At 70.7% G+C, this 16,936-nt stretch carries 12 protein-coding genes; 4 read left to right on the top strand and 8 right to left on the bottom strand.

What is annotated here, in order from left to right:
- Positions 1 to 307: 307 nt before the first annotated feature.
- The 3 genes from nrdR (at position 308) to C1I98_RS19135 (ending at position 5,417) form a co-directional block, all read left to right on the top strand.
- Entirely contained in the window at positions 308 to 790 is a 483-nt protein-coding gene (nrdR, locus tag C1I98_RS19145; protein WP_111168816.1) for a transcriptional regulator NrdR, read from the top strand.
- Between the two features lie 115 nt (positions 791 to 905).
- Positions 906 to 3,743, top strand: a complete 2,838-nt coding sequence (locus C1I98_RS19140; protein ID WP_111168815.1) for a vitamin B12-dependent ribonucleotide reductase — start codon at positions 906 to 908, stop codon at positions 3,741 to 3,743.
- A gap of 294 nt (positions 3,744 to 4,037) precedes the next feature.
- Positions 4,038 to 5,417 carry a transketolase-like TK C-terminal-containing protein gene (locus C1I98_RS19135; RefSeq protein WP_158558095.1) on the top strand — a complete coding sequence of 460 codons (1,380 nt, stop codon included), beginning with the start codon at positions 4,038 to 4,040 and terminating at the stop codon, positions 5,415 to 5,417.
- Here C1I98_RS19135 and C1I98_RS19130 read toward each other — a convergent pair.
- From C1I98_RS19130 to C1I98_RS19095, 8 genes are all read right to left on the bottom strand, one after another.
- Positions 5,399 to 6,403: an Lrp/AsnC family transcriptional regulator gene (locus C1I98_RS19130; RefSeq protein WP_158558094.1), complete on the bottom strand. Its 1,005-nt coding sequence runs from the start codon at positions 6,401 to 6,403 to the stop codon at positions 5,399 to 5,401. The two genes, C1I98_RS19135 and C1I98_RS19130, sit on opposite strands and share 19 nt — an antisense overlap.
- 43 nt (positions 6,404 to 6,446) lie before the next feature.
- Complete coding sequence (locus C1I98_RS19125; RefSeq protein ID WP_111168813.1) at positions 6,447 to 7,292, bottom strand: alpha/beta fold hydrolase; 846 nt, start codon at positions 7,290 to 7,292, stop codon at positions 6,447 to 6,449.
- Between the two features lie 14 nt (positions 7,293 to 7,306).
- Entirely contained in the window at positions 7,307 to 8,188 is an 882-nt protein-coding gene (locus tag C1I98_RS19120; RefSeq protein ID WP_111168812.1) for an ABC transporter permease, read from the bottom strand.
- Positions 8,185 to 9,144, bottom strand: a complete 960-nt coding sequence (locus C1I98_RS19115; RefSeq protein WP_111168811.1) for an ABC transporter permease — start codon at positions 9,142 to 9,144, stop codon at positions 8,185 to 8,187. The genes C1I98_RS19120 and C1I98_RS19115 overlap by 4 nt, the downstream gene beginning before the upstream one ends.
- A gap of 16 nt (positions 9,145 to 9,160) precedes the next feature.
- The gene (locus C1I98_RS44000; RefSeq protein WP_111168810.1) at positions 9,161 to 10,753 is read right to left on the bottom strand and encodes an ABC transporter substrate-binding protein; all 1,593 of its coding nucleotides are present in this window, start codon (positions 10,751 to 10,753) and stop codon (positions 9,161 to 9,163) included.
- On the bottom strand, positions 10,753 to 11,961 hold the full coding sequence (locus tag C1I98_RS19105) for a dipeptidase (RefSeq protein ID WP_111168809.1): 1,209 nt from the start codon (positions 11,959 to 11,961) through the stop codon (positions 10,753 to 10,755). Before C1I98_RS19105 ends, C1I98_RS44000 begins: the two co-directional genes overlap by 1 nt.
- A 234-nt stretch (positions 11,962 to 12,195) precedes the next feature.
- Positions 12,196 to 12,375, bottom strand: coding sequence for a hypothetical protein (locus C1I98_RS19100; protein WP_111168808.1), 180 nt, complete (start codon positions 12,373 to 12,375; stop codon positions 12,196 to 12,198).
- A 339-nt stretch (positions 12,376 to 12,714) separates the two neighbouring features.
- Positions 12,715 to 13,185 carry a carboxymuconolactone decarboxylase family protein gene (locus C1I98_RS19095; RefSeq protein ID WP_111168807.1) on the bottom strand — a complete coding sequence of 157 codons (471 nt, stop codon included), beginning with the start codon at positions 13,183 to 13,185 and terminating at the stop codon, positions 12,715 to 12,717.
- A 260-nt stretch (positions 13,186 to 13,445) separates the two neighbouring features.
- Between C1I98_RS19095 and C1I98_RS19090 the strand changes: the two genes are divergently transcribed.
- A partial coding sequence (locus C1I98_RS19090) for a serine/threonine-protein kinase (protein WP_146607515.1) occupies positions 13,446 to 16,936 on the top strand: 3,491 nt, incomplete at its 3' end.

The raw sequence follows: 16,936 nt of genomic DNA, 5'->3' as shown, positions 1-16,936 counted from the left end.
GTGTTCGAGCAGGTAGTGACCGGGGGCGGGGGAAGGTGCGACACGCCCGGGGTGTTCTACATGGCGCGGGCTGAGCAGCGATTTTGGGGGGCGACAGGGGGTTCGACTTGCGTTCATCGGCCCGCGCTTCTAGGTTGGGACCACAACATCTAGTAGTTACACCGATGTAGTTCACCATAGGTTGTGTTCCGTTACCGCACCATGGCAGTCCGTGGGGCGGCGCGAGCGTTCCCCTCGGCGAGGGGGTCTTCGGGTGCGGGAACGGCGCGGCGCGTGGGCTCCTGGTGGCGGTCGTAGGGAGGCGCGCGTGCATTGTCCGTTCTGCAGGCACCCTGACACACGCGTCATCGACAGCCGCTCGACGGAGGACGGCGCGGCCATCAGGCGCCGCCGTACGTGCTCCTCGTGCGGGAAGCGGTTCACCACCCAGGAGACGGTGCTGCTCATGGTGAGCAAGCGCAGCGGCGTGACCGAGCCGTTCTCCCGGGACAAGGTGATCGCCGGCGTACGCCGCGCGTGCCAGGGCAGGCCGGTGAGCGAGGACTCGCTCGCCCAGCTCGGGCAGCGCGTCGAGGAGAGCATCAGGGCCACGGGGGCCGCGGAGATCCCGTCCAACGAGGTGGGGCTCGCGATCCTGGGGCCGCTGCGCGACCTCGACGAGGTCGCCTACCTGCGCTTCGCCTCGGTCTACCGGGGGTTCGAAACCCTCGCGGACTTCGAGGCCGAGATCGCGCAGTTGCGCACCGAGCGCTCGGCCGTGGCGGCCGGGGGCGGCGGCGACGCCGACTGAGAACGAACTACTGACGAGCTACACGGGTCAAGTGAACCCCGGCGCCGGGGGCGATTCATGCGGCGCGACATGTGGTCCACATTCGAGGGCTCAGGTGAGCCTGGAAGGGGGAGTCATGACCGAGACGGTCAGCGGCGCGGCAACGCGTGGGGGCAGGCGAGGCCGCAAGGGGTTGAAGGTCAAGCGCGTCCACACCACCCCGGGGGTACACCCGTACGGCGAGGTGACCTGGCAGCGCCGCGACGTCGTCATGACCAACTGGCGGGACGGATCGGTCAACTTCGAGCAGCGTGGCGTCGAGTTCCCCGACTCCTGGTCGGTGAACGCCGCCAACATCGTGACGACGAAGTACTTCCGCGGCGCGGTGGGCACCCCGCAGCGCGAGTGGAGCCTCAAGCAGCTCGTCGACCGGGTGGTCGGCGTCTACACCCGTACCGGCCTGGAGCACGGCTACTTCGCCTCCGACGAGGACGCCGAGATCTTCGACCACGAGCTGAAGTACGCCCTGATCCACCAGCTCTTCGCCTTCAACTCCCCGGTGTGGTTCAACGTCGGCACCGCCAGTCCCCAGCAGGTGTCGGCGTGCTTCATCCTGTCGGTGGACGACCAGATGGAGTCGATCCTGGAGTGGTACAAGGAAGAGGGTGTGATCTTCAAGGGGGGCTCCGGCTCCGGGGTCAACCTCTCCCGCATCCGCTCCAGCAAGGAGTTGCTGTCCAGCGGCGGCACGGCCAGCGGCCCGGTGTCGTTCATGCGCGGCGCCGACGCCTCCGCGGGCACCATCAAGTCGGGCGGCGCGACCCGGCGGGCGGCCAAGATGGTCGTGCTCGACGTGGACCACCCCGACATCATGGAGTTCATCGAGACCAAGGCGCGTGAGGAGGACAAGGTCCGCGCGCTCCGCGACGCGGGGTTCGACATGGACCTCGGCGGCAAGGACATCGTCTCGGTCCAGTACCAGAACGCCAACAACTCCGTGCGCGTCTCCGACGAGTTCATGCACGCGGTGGAGAACGGCGAGGAGTTCGGCCTGCGCGCCCGGCTGTCCGGCGAGGTCATCGAGACCCTGGACGCGCGTGACCTGTTCCGCAAGATGGCCAAGGCCGCCTGGGAGTGCGCCGATCCCGGCATCCAGTACGACGACACGATCAACTCCTGGCACACCACCCCGGAGAGCGGCCGGATCACCGCCAGCAACCCCTGCTCGGAGTACGTCCACCTGGACAACTCCTCGTGCAACCTGGCGAGCATCAACCTGTTGAAGTTCCTGGGCGACGACGGGTCCTTCGACGTCCAGCGGTTCGTGAAGCTGACCGAGCTGATCATCACCGCGATGGACATCTCGATCAGCTTCGCCGACTTCCCGACCGAGAAGATCGCCGAGACCACCCGCGCGTACCGGCAGCTCGGCATCGGCTACGCCAACCTCGGCGCGCTGCTCATGGCGACCGGGCACGCCTACGACTCCGACGGCGGGCGGGCCATCGCGGGCGCGATCACCAGCCTGATGACCGGCGTCTCCTACCGCCGCAGCGCCGAACTCGCCGGGGTGGTCGGCCCCTACGACGGATACGCCCGCAACGCCGAGGCGCACAAGCGGGTCATGTGCAAGCACGCCGCCGCCAACGACGACCTGCGCACGGTCGGCGGCATGGACACGGGCATCCACCGCGAGGCCACCCGCCAGTGGTCGGAGTGCCTGAAGACCGGCGAGAAGAACGGCTACCGCAACGCGCAGGCGTCGCTGCTCGCGCCCACCGGGACCATCGGGCTGATGATGGACTGCGACACGACCGGCATCGAGCCGGACCTGGCGCTGGTGAAGCTGAAGAAGCTGGTCGGCGGCGGTTCGATGCAGATCGTCAACCAGACCGTGCCGCGCGCCCTGGTCCGGCTGGGCTACCAGCAGGAGCAGGTCGAGGCGATCATCGAGTACATCTCCGAGCACGGGCACGTGGTGGACGCGCCGGGGCTGCGGCCGGAGCACTACGAGGTGTTCGACTGCGCGATGGGCGAGCGGGCGATCGCGCCGATGGGGCACGTCAGGATGATGGCCGCCACCCAGCCCTACCTGAGCGGGGCCATCTCCAAGACGGTCAACCTGCCCGAGTCCGCCACGGTGGAGGACATCGAGCAGGTCTACCGAGAGGGCTGGAAGCTCGGGCTGAAGGCCCTGGCCGTCTACCGGGACAACTGCAAGGTGGGGCAGCCGCTGTCGATCGCCAAGAAGGGCGGCGAGAAGGCCGGCGAGGACAAGCCGGCCGAGCCGCCCGTCGTGGAGGTCGTGGAGATCACCAGGCCGACCCGGCGGCGGATGCCGAACCAGCGGCCCAGCACCACCACCCGGTTCACGGTGGGCGGCGCGAAGGGCTACATGACCGCCTCCTCCTACCCGGACGACGGCCTCGGCGAGGTTTTCCTGAAGATGTCCAAGCAGGGCTCGACGCTGGCGGGCGTGATGGACGCCTTCTCGGTGGCGATCTCGATCGGCCTCCAGTACGGCGTGCCGCTGGAGACGTACGTGAGCAAGTTCGTCAACATGCGGTTCGACCCGGCCGGGATGACCGACGACCCGGACGTCCGGATGGCCGCCTCGGTGATGGACTACATCTTCCGCAGGCTCGCCCTGGACCACCTGCCCTACGACGAGCGGGCCGCGCTCGGCATCTTCTCCGCCTCCGAGCGCGCCGCGCAGCAGCGTGGCGAGGACCCGGCGGCCCAGCACGAAGAGGTGATGGACGCCGAGGCGCTGGCCCAGTCGGCCCCGATCGAGCGCGCGCCCGCGCAGGACGCGCCTCGCCCGGACCCGGCTCCCCAGGAGGTGCGGGCACTGGAGAGCCACCAGGGCCGCACCGCCGACGCTCCGCTCTGCATGACCTGCGGGACCAAGATGCGCCCCGCCGGCAGTTGCTACGTCTGCGAGGGCTGCGGCTCCACCAGCGGCTGTAGCTGACAGCGGGTGTAGTGCGTTCGAGCGCCCGGCCTCATGGGAGGCCGGGCGCTCGGCGTGCTCAGGCCGCCCGCGACGACGACGCCGGCCGGGTGAGGGCCAGGGTGGCCATGCTCGCTCGTGCGGCGGGCACGCTCTCGATGGACAGGTGTGTGACCGCGGCGTTGATCAGCCGCGTCCGCTCCGGCGGCGGCCAGAGTGAGCGCGATCCGCGGCCAGGAGCCGCTGGTGCCCTGAGATGGTCCCCTGAGCTGGTCCCCACTGTCAGGGGATCAGAGTGGGACATGTGATCATCCTATGCCGGTGTCCGACGAGGCGCTCGCCGGCGACATGCCGCCGTACGCGCACCCCGGCCCCGGCTCTCCGGAGGCCGCCTACCTGGCCGAACTGCGCGCGGCCAGGGGCGGGTACGTACCCGCCCGCCAGGTACGCTCCGCGCCGCTGCCCGAGCCGGACGCCAGGCCGTTCGAGGCCGCCGCCAAACCCAAGGGCGGCGCCGGGATCGCCACCACGATGGCGTTCGTCCGCCTGGTCAAAGATCTGATGCGCGATCCGGCGAGCGGGCGCAGGTGGGTGCCGATCGTGCCGGACGAGGCGCGCACCTTCGGCATGGAGCCGCTGTTCCCGACGGCCGGGATCTACTCGCCGCGCGGGCAGCGCTACGACGCCGTCGATCGCGACCTGCTGCTGTCCTACAAGGAGGCGGCCGACGGGCGGATCCTGAACGAGGGGATCACCGAGGCGGGCTGCATGGCGTCGTTCACCGCGGCGGCGACGTCGTACGCCACCCACGGCGAGCCGATAATCCCGTTCTGCATCTTCTACTCGATGTTCGGCTGGCAGCGCACCGGCGACCAGATGTGGGCGCTGGCCGACCAGATGGGCCGCGGGTTCCTGATCGGCGCGACCGCGGGCGGCACCACGATGACCGGCGAGGGCCTGCAACACGCCGACGGGCACTCCCAGCTGCTCGCCTCGGCCAACCCGGCCTGCCTGGCCTACGACCCGGCGTTCGGGTACGAGGTGGCCGCGATCGTCCGCGACGGCCTGCGCAGGATGTACGGCGAGGCGCAGGAGGACGTCTTCTACTACCCCACCGTCTACAACGAGCCGATGCCGCAGCCGGCGATGCCGGACGGCGTGGAAGAGGGCATCGTGCGCGGCCTGTACCGCTACGCGGGCGACGGGCACGGCTCACTGCAACTGCTGGCCAGCGGCACCGCGGCGCACTGGGCGCTCGCCGCGCGCCGGATGCTGGCCGAGGACTGGGGGGTGGCGGCCGACATGTGGTCGGTCACCTCCTGGAGCGAGCTGCGCCGCGAGGCGATGGACTGCGACGCGGAAGCCCTCGGCGACCCGGGGGCGCGCCGGAGGGTGCCGTACGTGACCCAGGCGCTGGGGCAGGCGGCCGGGCCGGTGATCGCGGTGAGCGACTGGATGCGTGCGGTTCCCGACCAGATCAGGGCCTGGGTGCCGCAGGAGTGGACCTCGCTGGGCACCGACGGGTTCGGCCTGTCCGACACCCGTGAGGCCGTCCGCCGCCGCTTCCGGGTGGACCCGCTGTGGATCGTGGTGGCGGCACTGAGCGCGCTGGGCAAGCCCGACCTCGTCGAGCAGGCCATCGCGAAGTACGGCCTGGCCCCCGCTCGCGCGGAGGGTCAGCCGGCCGGCTTCTGACCGGTCACCGTGGCCAGGTGCGCCTGCGCCCACGGCACCGGCAGGAAGCCGCGCTTGACGGTGAGGAGCTGCACGCTGGCCGTCCACGACTGGATGCCGGGGATGCCGGCCAGTGTGCGGCTGGTGAACTCGTGCAGTTCCGCCGTGGTCGGCATGATCACCTCGATCAGCAGGGAGGACTGGCCGAGCGTCGCGGAGATGTGGCGGACCCCGCGGTGCCCGGTCAGCACCCCGGCCACGGCGTCCAGCCGGGCGGGCTCGACCGACAGCCAGAACAGCACCTCGGCCTCGTACCCGAGCGCCGACGCCGGGATGAAGGTGGAGATCGTTGCGCAGCCGCGCTCGGTCATCACCTCGAAACGCCGCCGCACGGTGCTCTCGCTGACGCCCAGGTGCTTGGCGATGGACTGGAAGCTGGCCCGGCCGTCGTCGCGCATCACGTCGAGGATGTCGCGATCGACGTCGTCGAGGTGGTGCGGGCCGCAGGAGTGCGGGATCGGCTCGGCGGCGAACGCGCCGGGGGCGAAGTCCAGGCCCTGCAGGCTCCAGTCGTAGGAGATCTTGTAGGTGTGCAGCACCAGGTCGGCCTGGCTGCGCATGGCCCCGGGGATGCGCTGCACCTCGTCCACCAGGATGGAGAAAAGGTCGCGGCTCTTCGGCGCGACCAGCTCGAAGACGATGTCGTGACTGCCGGTCACCACCGCGACGAACCTTATCTCGGGGAACCGGGCGAGGCGGTCGGCCACCCGTAACTGGGTGCCGGGGGAGCAGGCCAGCCGTACCAGGAAGACGTCCACGGGGCCGCGGTGCTCGACGTGCGGGACGGCGGCGACCACCACCACGCCGTCCTGGATGAGCTGCTGGGCGCGGCGGGCGACCGTCGTGGTCGAGGTGCCGATGGCCTGGGCTATGTCGGTCCAGCTCGCCCTGCCGTTCAGGTGCAGGGCGGCCAGGATCTTCCGATCGAGGGTATCGAGTTCATTCATCGGGTGCATTTTGACGCTTTTATAACTTGGTTAGCGCCACTTTTTATGAAATAGCAGTCTCTGTCAGGAAATCACGGACAGTGGCCTCGAAGAGACCGGCCTCCTCCACCTGTGGCGAATGCCCAGAGTTCTCGAAGACGACCAGCTTCGCGTCCGGGATCAGCCCGGCGATCGTCTCGCTGCACGACACCGGCGTGATCCAGTCGTGGCGGCCAACGGTCACGAGCGCCGGCGCGGTGATGCGGAGAAGCAGGTGCTTGATGTCGTAGTTCGGCTGGTTCACCGCGAACGCGTGATTGTGCGTCCGGTACCGGTACGGCGTGGCGTCCACCCGCTCGCCGACCTTGGCGGGGTCGTAGTCGTGGTCGTACAGCGGCAGGATCTCCCGCCAGCAGTCCCGCAGGTCGTCGTCGTCGCGCACGGTGCCCGACATGATCCGGTCCAGCTTGGCCCGGTCGATCGCGACGCGCGCCGAGGCGAGCGCGTTGGCCAGCGCCAGCTCCTGGTTGGAGTTGTCCGCGGCGGTGTCGCGCAGCACCAGGGCGCTCACCCGCTCCGGATGCGCGATCGCGTACTCCATCGCGATGAACCCGCCGTAGGACCCGCCCGCCATCACGATCCGCTCGGCCCCGGCCCATTCGCGCAGCCCGTCCACGTCCGCGACCCACTGCTCGTGCGTGTACGGCTCACGGCCCTCGCTCGCCCCCGACCCCCGGGCGTCGAACACGATCACCCGGTAGGCGTCGGCCAGCCTGCCGAAGGTGGCCCGGGGCTCGGCCAGCGATCCCAGCCCCGGCGCGCCGTGGTGGGCGATCAGCGTCGGAGCGCCGGGCCGCTCGCCGCCCAGCACCTCGACGTTCAGCTCGTTGCCGTTGATCAGGACGCGCATCGCGCGCTCCTTCCTCACCGCTCACCGCGGTGGTTGCGTGCGTCGTTGTAGGCCACCGAGACCAGCGTCGCCGCCACCACCAGCAGCAAGATGGCCAAGGAGGGGAAGAGCGTGGTCCACCACGCCGAGGCGAGCGACCCGGACAACTGCGCCTTGTGCAAGATCCCGCCCCAGGACCAACTGCCCGGGTCGCCGAGCCCGAGGAAGGACAGCCCCGCCTCGGCCAGCACCGCCCGCGAGACGGTCAGCACCACCGACACCCCGACCACCGGCATCACGCCGGGCAGCAGATGGCTCCTGATGATCCGCCCCGCCGACGCGCCGAGCATCCGGGCCGCCGACACGTACGGCAGCGGCACGATCGCCAGCGCCTGCGAGCGCACCACCCGGGCCACCTCCGGCCAGCTGAACAGCGCGATCACCATGACCAGCGTGGTCACGCTCGGCCCGGCCAGCGCCGCCACCAGGATCATCAGCGGCAGCACCGGCAGCGACAGGGACAGGTCGATCAGTACGCCCAGCGGGGTGTCCAGCCGCCTGAAGTAGGCGGCCACCACGCCGAGCAGCAGCCCGATCAGGATGGCCAGCGCCGAGGCCGCCGCGCCGACCGTGATGCTCACCCTGGTGCCCCAGATGACCTGGGCGAAGACGTCTTGTCCCACGTCGTCGGTGCCGAACCAGTGCGCCGCGCTCGGCGGTAGGGAGATGTCCGTGCCGTACCCCTCGGGGAAGGGCGCGATGAGCGGCGCGCAGAGCGCGACCAGGGCCATCAGGACCAGCACGGCCACCGAGCCGACGCCGAGCGGGTTGCGCCGGAACCCCTCCCACGTCCTGCGCCGCGGCGTCGGCTCGCGGGTCTGCTTCTTCGTCTCGTTCGTCGCGGCCACCGCGGTCATGAGGTACGCACCCTGGGGTCGAGCAGGCCGTAGGCGACGTCGGTCACCAGGTTCGCCACCACCACGGCCGCGGCCAGCAGCACGAACGCGCCCTGGAGCACCGGGAAGTCCATCTGCCCGACGGCCTCGAAGATGGCCCGGCCGATGCCGGGGTAGGCGTAGATCGTCTCGGTCAGCACCGCGCCGCCGACCAGCGCGCCGAGCTGGAGCCCGGCGATGGTGGTGGTGGGCAGCAGCGCGTTGCGCACGGCGTGCTTCCACACCACCGCGCCCGGCGGTACGCCCTTGGCCCTGGCCAGCGCCACGTAGTCCTCGCCCATGGTCTCGATCAGCGTGGAGCGCATGGTCAGCACGTAACCGCCGAGCTGGATGAAGACCAGCGACAGGCACGGCAACACCAGGTGGTGCAGCATGCTCAGGCTGGCCGCCACGCCGGTCGCGTCCGGGTCCAGCGCGCCGCCGATCGGGAACCAGCCGAGCAGCACGCCGAACACGTACAGCAGGAACACCCCGATGCTCGGCACGAACAGCGACTGGGCGGTGATGCCGCCGACCTGGATGACCCGGTCGACCCACCCGCGCGCCCTGGTGGCGGCGAGCACGCCGAGCGGGATGCCCACCACGACGGTCACCGCCATCGCCGACAGGGTCAGGATCAGCGTCCAGGGCAGCCGCTCCATCAGCACCGTGGTGACCGGCAGCGACTGACGGAAGGACATGCCGAGATTGCCCTGGACGAGCTGCGCGAGGTAGCTGCCGTACTGCACCAGCAGCGGCCGGTCCAGGCCGAAGTCGGCGAGCAGCTTGGCGCGCAGCTCCGCGGTCATGTTGGGGTCGGCCACCGTGACCACCGGGTCACCGGGCAGCAGCCGTACCAGGAAGAAGGTCACGGTGACGGCGAACCACAGCGTGACCAGGCCGCGCAGCAGCCTCGTGCCGACGAACTTGAGCGTCACCGTGACCTCCCCGACCTCAGCCGGCCCGCTTGACCTGGGCCAGGGAGAGCGGGTTGAGGATGGACAGCAGCTCGCTGGGCATCGGCTTCCAGTTGGTCCACTCGGCCGAGTGCGCGATGTTGAAGGTCTCGACGTAGAGCACGTTGTCGTAGACCTGGTCGCGGATGATGCGGGCGGCCTCCTGGATCGGCGCCTTGGCCTCCTCCGGCGACAGTGCGCGCTGGCCCTTGTCGATGAGCTCGTCCAGCTCGGGGTCGGCGACCTGGGCGTAGTTGATGAAACCGCCGGACTTGAAGGCCAGCCCGAAGTTCGCCGGCGGGTTGTCCATGATCGCCCAGGAGCCGGCATAGATGTCGAAGTCGTGCTTGAGCGACTTGTCGACGTAGGTGTTGCGCTCAAGCCCCTGGAGCTTGATCGTGATCCCGGCCTTCTTGGCGGAGTCGCGGACCATCGGCGCCCACTTGGCGATGTTGGGGTCGGCCTGGTCGTAGATCATCGACACGCTCAGGTTCTGCTGCCCCGCCTCGGCCAGCAGCGCCTTGGCCTTGGCCGGGTCGTACGGGTACTCCTTGATCGTGGGATCCACGTAGTCGGGCTGGGAGGGGGTCAGCACACTTCCGTTGGACGACTTGGCGAAGCCCTGCATGGCGATCTTCCTGATCGCCTCGTAGTCCACCGAGTAGGCGAGGGCCTGCCGCACGCGCACGTCGTCGAGCGGCTTGCGCTTGGTGTTGTACTGCAGGTGCGCCCAGCCCAGCGACGGGATCTGGGTCAGCTTGATCTTTGGGTCGCTCTTCAGCGTGGCGGCGGTGGCCGGCGGCAGCACGTTGCCGATCATGTCGATCTCGCCGTTGCGCAGCGCCAGGACCTCGGTGTTGACGTCGGGGAAGACGCGGAACACGACCTCCTTGACGCCCGGCTTGCCGCCGGGCGCGGGCCCGAAGGACTCCACGCGCTCCATCAGGTAGCGCTGGCCGCGTTCGACCTTGGTCAGCCGGTACGGCCCGGCGCTCACCCAGTTCTCGGCGTTGGCGAACTTCTGCACGCTCGGCGCCTTCTCGAAGACGTGCTTGGGCACGATCGGCATCCAGAAGCCGACGTTGTGCAGGAAGGTGCCGTCCGGGCGGCTCAGATGGAACTTCACCTCGGTGGGGGAGAGCGCCTCGGCCTTGTCCAGGGCGGTGATCAGCCCGGCCACGACGCCGAACTTCTCCTTCTGCACCGCCCCGATGGTGAACACCACGTCATCGGCGGTGACCGGCTTGCCGTCGGACCACTTGAGGTCGTCGCGCAGCTTGACGGTGGCGGTCCTGCCCTTGTCGCCGTAGGACCACTCGGTGGCGAAGTAGGGGATGCGCTGGCCCGACTCGTCCATCTGCATCAGGTGCGGGTACATCAGGTTGGTGACCCACGTGTCGGTACGGCTGTTGCCGACCAGCGGGTTGTAGTTGACCACGTCGGCGGTGGTGCCGATGGTGATCCGGTCGGCCCCGGCTCCGCCGCTGCCACCCGTCGCGCCGCCCGTCCCCGACGACGGGGTGCTCGGGGCGCAGGCCGCCACGGCGGCGGCGAGAGCGGCGGCGGCCGCCGCCAGTGCGATGCGTCTCATCAGTACCAGACCTCTTCCAGCACCCGCAGCACGTTGCCGCCGACGACCTTGGTGATCTCGTCGTCGGAGTAACCGTTGCGGACCAGCCACGCGATGATGTTCCAGAAACACTCGGCCGGGTTCTCCAGGCCGTCGACGTAGGGGACCTTCTCGTAGGAGGCGCTGCCGTGCGCCTGCTTGATCGACAGGTGCTCGGCGAAGGTGTCGTGCAGCCCGACGTGGTCGCCGAACAGCGTGTCGGGGCCGAACGCCACGTGGTCGATGCCGACCAGGTCCACGCAGTAGGTGAAGTGGTCCATGACCGATTCCAGCGAGTGACGCGGGTGGTCCGGGGACAGTGTGGTGTGCGGAGCGGCCTCCAGGCCGATGACGCCGCCGCGCTCGGCGGCGGCCTTGATGACCTCGTCCGGCTTCATCCGGTTGGTGGGCCACACCGAGCGGGCCCCGGCGTGGGTGATCAGGATGGGCTTGTCCGAGTGCCTGATCGTGTCGAGCGAGGTCCGGTCGCCGGAGTGCGAGACGTCGATCGCGATGCCGAGCTTGTTCATCCGGCGCACGGCCTTCTCGCCGAAGATGGTCAGGCCGCCGTCGTTGCGCTCGCGCAGGCCGCTGCCCAGCGTGTTGGCCTCGCTGTAGGCGATGCCCATCTGCCGTACGCCGAAGCCGTACAGCATGTCGATCCGGTCCACCTCGTTCTCGATCATGGTCGCCGCCTCAAGGGCGAGGACCAGGCCGATCCGGCCGGTCTCGTGCGCCGCGCGGATGTCGTCCAGGCGCTCGACCTTGATCACGTAGTCCTGGTGGGCCAGGTCGGACAGCCGCATGCCGATGTCGGCCACGACGTCGGTCCACTTCCAGCCGGCCGGGCTGGTGATGCAGCAGGTGCCGTCCATCAGGTTGTCGAACACGGCGGTCATGCCGGACCGGGCCAGGCCCGCGTAGCCGGTGTGGTGCCGCGCGGTGCGGTTGTACTCGACGGTCTGCGCGATGTCGGTGGGGAAGACCGAGGGGTGGTCGTGCAGGGAGACCACGACGTTGTCGGTCAGCAGGCGGCGCACCCGGTCCTTCTGCTCGCCGGAGAGGGGCACCCCCTCGTAGGCGGGCACCCGGCCGAGTTCGGGGGCGAGGTCGAACACCCGGTAGTCGGAGCCGGGCTCCAGGTAATCGTAGGACCGGTAGCCGGTGTACCGCTTGGCGGGCTCTAGCACGAGCGATGTCCCCTCTCTGTGGAGCGGATCGCCACGACCCGCAAAAATCACTCATACATGCCAATAATCGGCGAAGTATGGCGAAAGCTTGCCCGAATTCGGCGAGAGGGTCAACCGTCGGGCATGTATCAGCGATCAATCGCCGCTCCGGCGCGATCTTCGGTAAGGAGCCGGGCAAGCAAAAGCCCGGAGCGGCGGGAGCCGTCCGGGCGCTGTGCTGCGGGTCGTGCGGGGTCAGGCCGCGGGAGTGGGGCCGCCTTCGCGCGGGAAGGGGATGACGTTGCGGCCGGTCCAGGCGCGCAGGTCCACGACCGCCGGATCGGGGGCGGCCGTCGCCGGACGGCGGCGCGCCGAGCGGATGTCACGGATCTTGTGGCGCGCGGCGTGCGGCACCACCGCTACGAGCTTCCTCATCTCAAGCCCCCGTCGTGATGATTTCGTTACCAGAAGATAACTACAGATCAGTTCGTAAGACCGCGGTAAAGAAGCGGCTCGTGGGGCCGAAGTGACCTCTGTGTCAGTAGGGAAGCCTGCGGCCGGACGGCGAGCGCAGGTCGAGCCCGTTCGTGGCGGCGGGGCGCCGCGCCCTGTGCGGCTTGGTGATCGTGATGCGTCGCATGATCTGCCTCCTTCCACCGGCTCGGCTGCCGGGTATACCGACCTTCCACCGAAGAGGTTGACGAACGGTTGCAAGGGGCCTGCCCGGCCGGCCTGACGAGGGCGGCGGCCCGGCCGCAACGGATCGATCCCGCGCTACGCCTGCCCGCCGCGCGGCCGGTACGCGCCCGCGGGCACGCGCAGCGTCACGCCGATGCGGTTCCACGCGTTGATCGTGGCGATCGCCATCACCAGCGCGGCCAGCACCGGCGGCTCGTAGTGCTTGGCCGCCTCGTCCCACACGTGGTCCGGCACCGCCTCGGACCGGTCGGCCAGCCGGGTCGCCTCCTCGGTCAGCGCCAGCGCGGCCCGCTCGGCGTCGGTGTAGTACGAGGTCTCCCGCCAGGCCGCCACACTGAAGATCCGCTCCAGGCTCTCACCCGCCTCCTTCATGTCGTTGGCGTGCATGTCCACGCAGAGCCCGCAGGAGTTGATCTGGCTGGCCCGCAGTTTCACCAGCTCATAGGTGGACTTCGGCAGGCCGCTCGACCGCATGAACCTCTCCAGGCCGAGCATCGCCTCATACGCCGCGGGCGCGACCTCAGGCATGCTCAGACGCTGACTCATGGCTTCTCCTCATGTCCGACGACGGTCTTTCGCCAACTTGACCGGACGGCGCCCGCGAACGTGACACCGCCCCCGAACTTCCGCGCCGTCCCGGACGTCCAACTTCGTGTCGGCCGCGGCGGGGACGGACCTCGAAGAGGTGGAATGGGAGGCGCACTTCCAGGGGATCACTTGCACGCACGTTTTTGCCTGCGTTCGAACGAGAACTTTGCCGCCGGATTCGGCGTCCAACACCCCAGCTACGAGTGCAGGGGGCAGGAATGGCGCAGTCGCTGAGCGATGGTGACCCGCATCGGCTGGGCGAGTACTGGCTTTCTGGCCGCCTGGGCGCGGGCGGGCAGGGGGTCGTGTACGAGGCGTACGCGCCCGACGGGCGGCGCGTGGCGATCAAGGTGCTGCGCGGCGACCCGGACGGCCGGCGCGGGCTGCGCGACCGGCTGGCCAGGGAGGCCGCATCCGCCCAGCGGGTCGCCTCCGTCTGCATCGCCCAGGTGCTGGACGCCGACCTGGACGGCAGGCGGCCCTACATCGTCTCCGAATACGTGGAGGGGCCGAGTCTGCGCCAGGCGGTAGCGGCCGGCCGTACCTTCACCGGAGGCGACCTGCACCGGCTGGCCACCGCGATCGCTACCGCGCTGACCGCGATCCACGAGGCCGGGGTGATCCACCGCGACCTGAAGCCGGACAACGTGCTGCTCGGCCCGGACGGCCCGCGCGTCATCGACTTCGGCGTGGCCCGGACCCCGGAGATGTCGCTCACCTCGACCGGGCTGGTCGCGGGCACCCCCACCTACATGGCCCCGGAGATCTTCATGGGCCGGCGGGCGGACACCGCGGCCGACGTGTTCGCCTGGGGCGGCATCATGGTGTTCGCCGCGACCGGCGAAGACCCGTTCCGAGGCGAGAGCCTGGGCGCGGTGATGCACCGGGTCCTTTCCACCGACCCCGATCTCGGCAGGCTGCCGCTGGAACTGCGCGACCTGGTCGGCGCGGCGCTCGCCAAGGACCCCGCCGGGCGCCCCGCGGCCAAGGCGCTGCTGCACGCCCTGATCAGCGGGGACAGCGGGCCGGACGTCTCGCGGCTGCTCGCCGAGGGCAGTTCGGAGGCGCGCGGAGTGCGTACCCCGACCGGCGACCCCGCGCTCGGCACCCGGGCCGAGCAAGCGTACGAGATGCTGGAGCCGGCCGAGCAGGCCGCGGTCCCCGAGGTCTTCCTGCGCCTGGTCACGGTGACCGGCGACGGACGGCTCGCGCTGCGCGCCGCGTCGCTGCCCGAACTCACCGACGGGCGGCCCGAGGCCGAACGGGTGCTGGCCGTCTTCTCCTACCTGGTGACCGTGAGCGGCGAGGAGGTCACGCTGGCCAGGCCCGCCCTGGTACACGCCTGGCCGCGGCTGCGCGCCTGGGTGGCCGCCAACCGCGACGGCTTCGCCGTCCACGACGCGATCGCCGAGGGGGCCAGGCGCTGGCGGGCCCGCGGCCGGAGGGACGCCGACCTGCTCACCGGTGGCGACCTGGCCGAGGCCCTGCACTGGGCGGCCACCCAGCGCTGCAACATCACGCTCGCCCCCGCCGAACGCGACTTCCTGGAGGCCGCCGACGCGCTGGCCCGCCGCCGGGTGCGCAGGGGCCGGACGCTGACCGCCACGATGGCCACGCTGCTGGCCCTCGCGCTGGTGGCCGGGGCCTTCGCGGTACGGCAGAGCGCCGTGGCCGACGCCCGGCGGATCGAGGCCGAGGCCCGCAGGATCGCGGGCATGGCCGAGGCGCTGCGGACCACCGACCCCTCCCGCGCCATGCTGCTCGGCGTCGCGGCCTGGAAGCTGGCCCCGCTGCCGGACACCAGGGAGGCCCTGACCGCGTCCATCGCCCGGCCAGAGGTGGGCGTGTTCCGCGACCCCGCGGCCTCGGCGGCGCGCGCGCTCGGCTCCGACGGCCGCACGCTGGTCAGCGTGAGCGGCGGCGAGGTACGGATCTGGGACGTGCGCACCGGCAGGCGTACGGGCAGCTTCCCGATCGGGGAGTCCGCGCCGGTCAAGAGCGTGGCGCTGAGTGCCAACGGCAGGGAGCTGGCCGTCACCGCGGGCGGGCGCATCCGGCTCTGGGACCTCGGCACCGGCGAGGCGCGCCCCTGGACCCACCGGCTTCCCCCCGACTACCAGGACTACGACTTCTCCATCGGCTACGACCAGGCGCAGGACCTGCTCGCGGTGAGCGTCGGCCAGGGCGTCACCCTGTGGAACACCCGTACCGGCCGCAACATCCCCGTCCCCGACTGCTGCGGCCCGTCCACCATGCCCGACGCGAGCGCGGTGCTGATCCCCAGCCTGGACGGCGGCGTCAGCCGGATCGCCCCGCCGGGCGGCGAGCGGCGGACGCTGCTGCCGCGCTGCCCAGGCTGCGCCCACAAGATCGCGGTCAGCGAGGACGGCCGGTCGATGGCCTCCGGCCTGGACACCATCATCACCCTGCACGACCCGAAGACAGGGGAGGAACAGGGCGATTCACTCGACCGGTGGAACGGCGGCGACCTGCGGTTCAGCCATGACGGCCGGCTGCTCGCCTCGATCACCGCGGGCGGGCTCCAGATCTACCGGCTGCGCGACCGCAGTCTGGCGCTGGACCACGAGATCCCGGTCCGGGCCATGGTGCCCGAGGCCGGGCTGCCGCCGAAGGTCGCCTTCGACACCGACGGCCGCACCCTGCGCTACCTCGACGGCGACACCGTGGCCGCCCTCGATCTCCAGGGCGTGACCGGGGGCGAGGGGCGCTGGCAGGCGCTCAGCCCGGACGGGCGGCTCGTCGCCGGGCGCGACGACGCCACCGGCGAGGTGCGGCTGCGCGACCTCACCCGCCCCGGCGCCCCGGACCGCGTGCTGGCCGTCGATCCCGACAAGGGCGACAACCCCCGTTTCCGCGTCACGTTCAGCCGGGACGGCCGGCTCGTCGCGGCCAGCGGGCACACCGGCCGCGGCAAGATCGGGGTGTGGGACACCGCGACCGGTGGCGAACGGGCCACCCTCACCAAGATGCCGGTGGACTACCAGGAGTGGCTGGTCTTCAGTCCCGACGGCCGACGGCTGGCCTCACTCGGCCAGCGGGCCGTCGCGCCGTCGCTCCGGGTGGTCCTGTGGGAGCTGCCGGGCGGCGGGGTCTGCTGGAATTTCGACACCGAGCGGGTCAGCGCGCTGTCGTTCACCCCGGACGGCCGGTCCGTCGCGATGACCGGAGAGGACGGGGTCCGGCTGCTGGACGCGACCACCGGGCGGCCGGGCGTGCCGATGACCGCGAAGGGCGGGGCCGCGGCCCCCGACTTCGCCTCGGACGGCACCGCGTTCGCCGCCGACGACCCGCTGGCCGTGTGGCGGCCGGGCGCGGCGGAGTTCCTGGACCTGCCGTTACGCGGCACCGGGCGCGGCGTCACCGACCTCGCGTTCTCCGCGGCCTTCTCCACCGACCCTCCGCCGGAGGGCGGTCTGGCCGCCACCGCGGACTCCTCCGGCGACGTCACGCTGTGGGACGTCACCAGCGGCCGGGCGCTGGGACGCCCGGTCGTCGGCCAGGCGGCCGGGATCGCCGCCCTGGCGCTCTCCCCGGACGGCAGGTGGCTGTCCACGCTCGACGGCGACGGCCGGCTCTCCCGGGTAAGGACAGACCCGGAGTGGCTGGCGGCGGCGGCGTGCCGCCGGGCGGGCAGGGCGGCCTGCCACTCCTTCTCGGTCAGCGTACGGCCCGCGGTGCCCTACCAGGA

Source organism: Spongiactinospora gelatinilytica (genome assembly GCF_003236385.1).
Classification (GTDB): Bacteria; Actinomycetota; Actinomycetes; order Streptosporangiales; family Streptosporangiaceae; genus Spongiactinospora; species Spongiactinospora gelatinilytica.
Note: the sequence above shows the minus strand (reverse complement) of the source record. Positions and strands in the feature narration are given on the sequence as shown.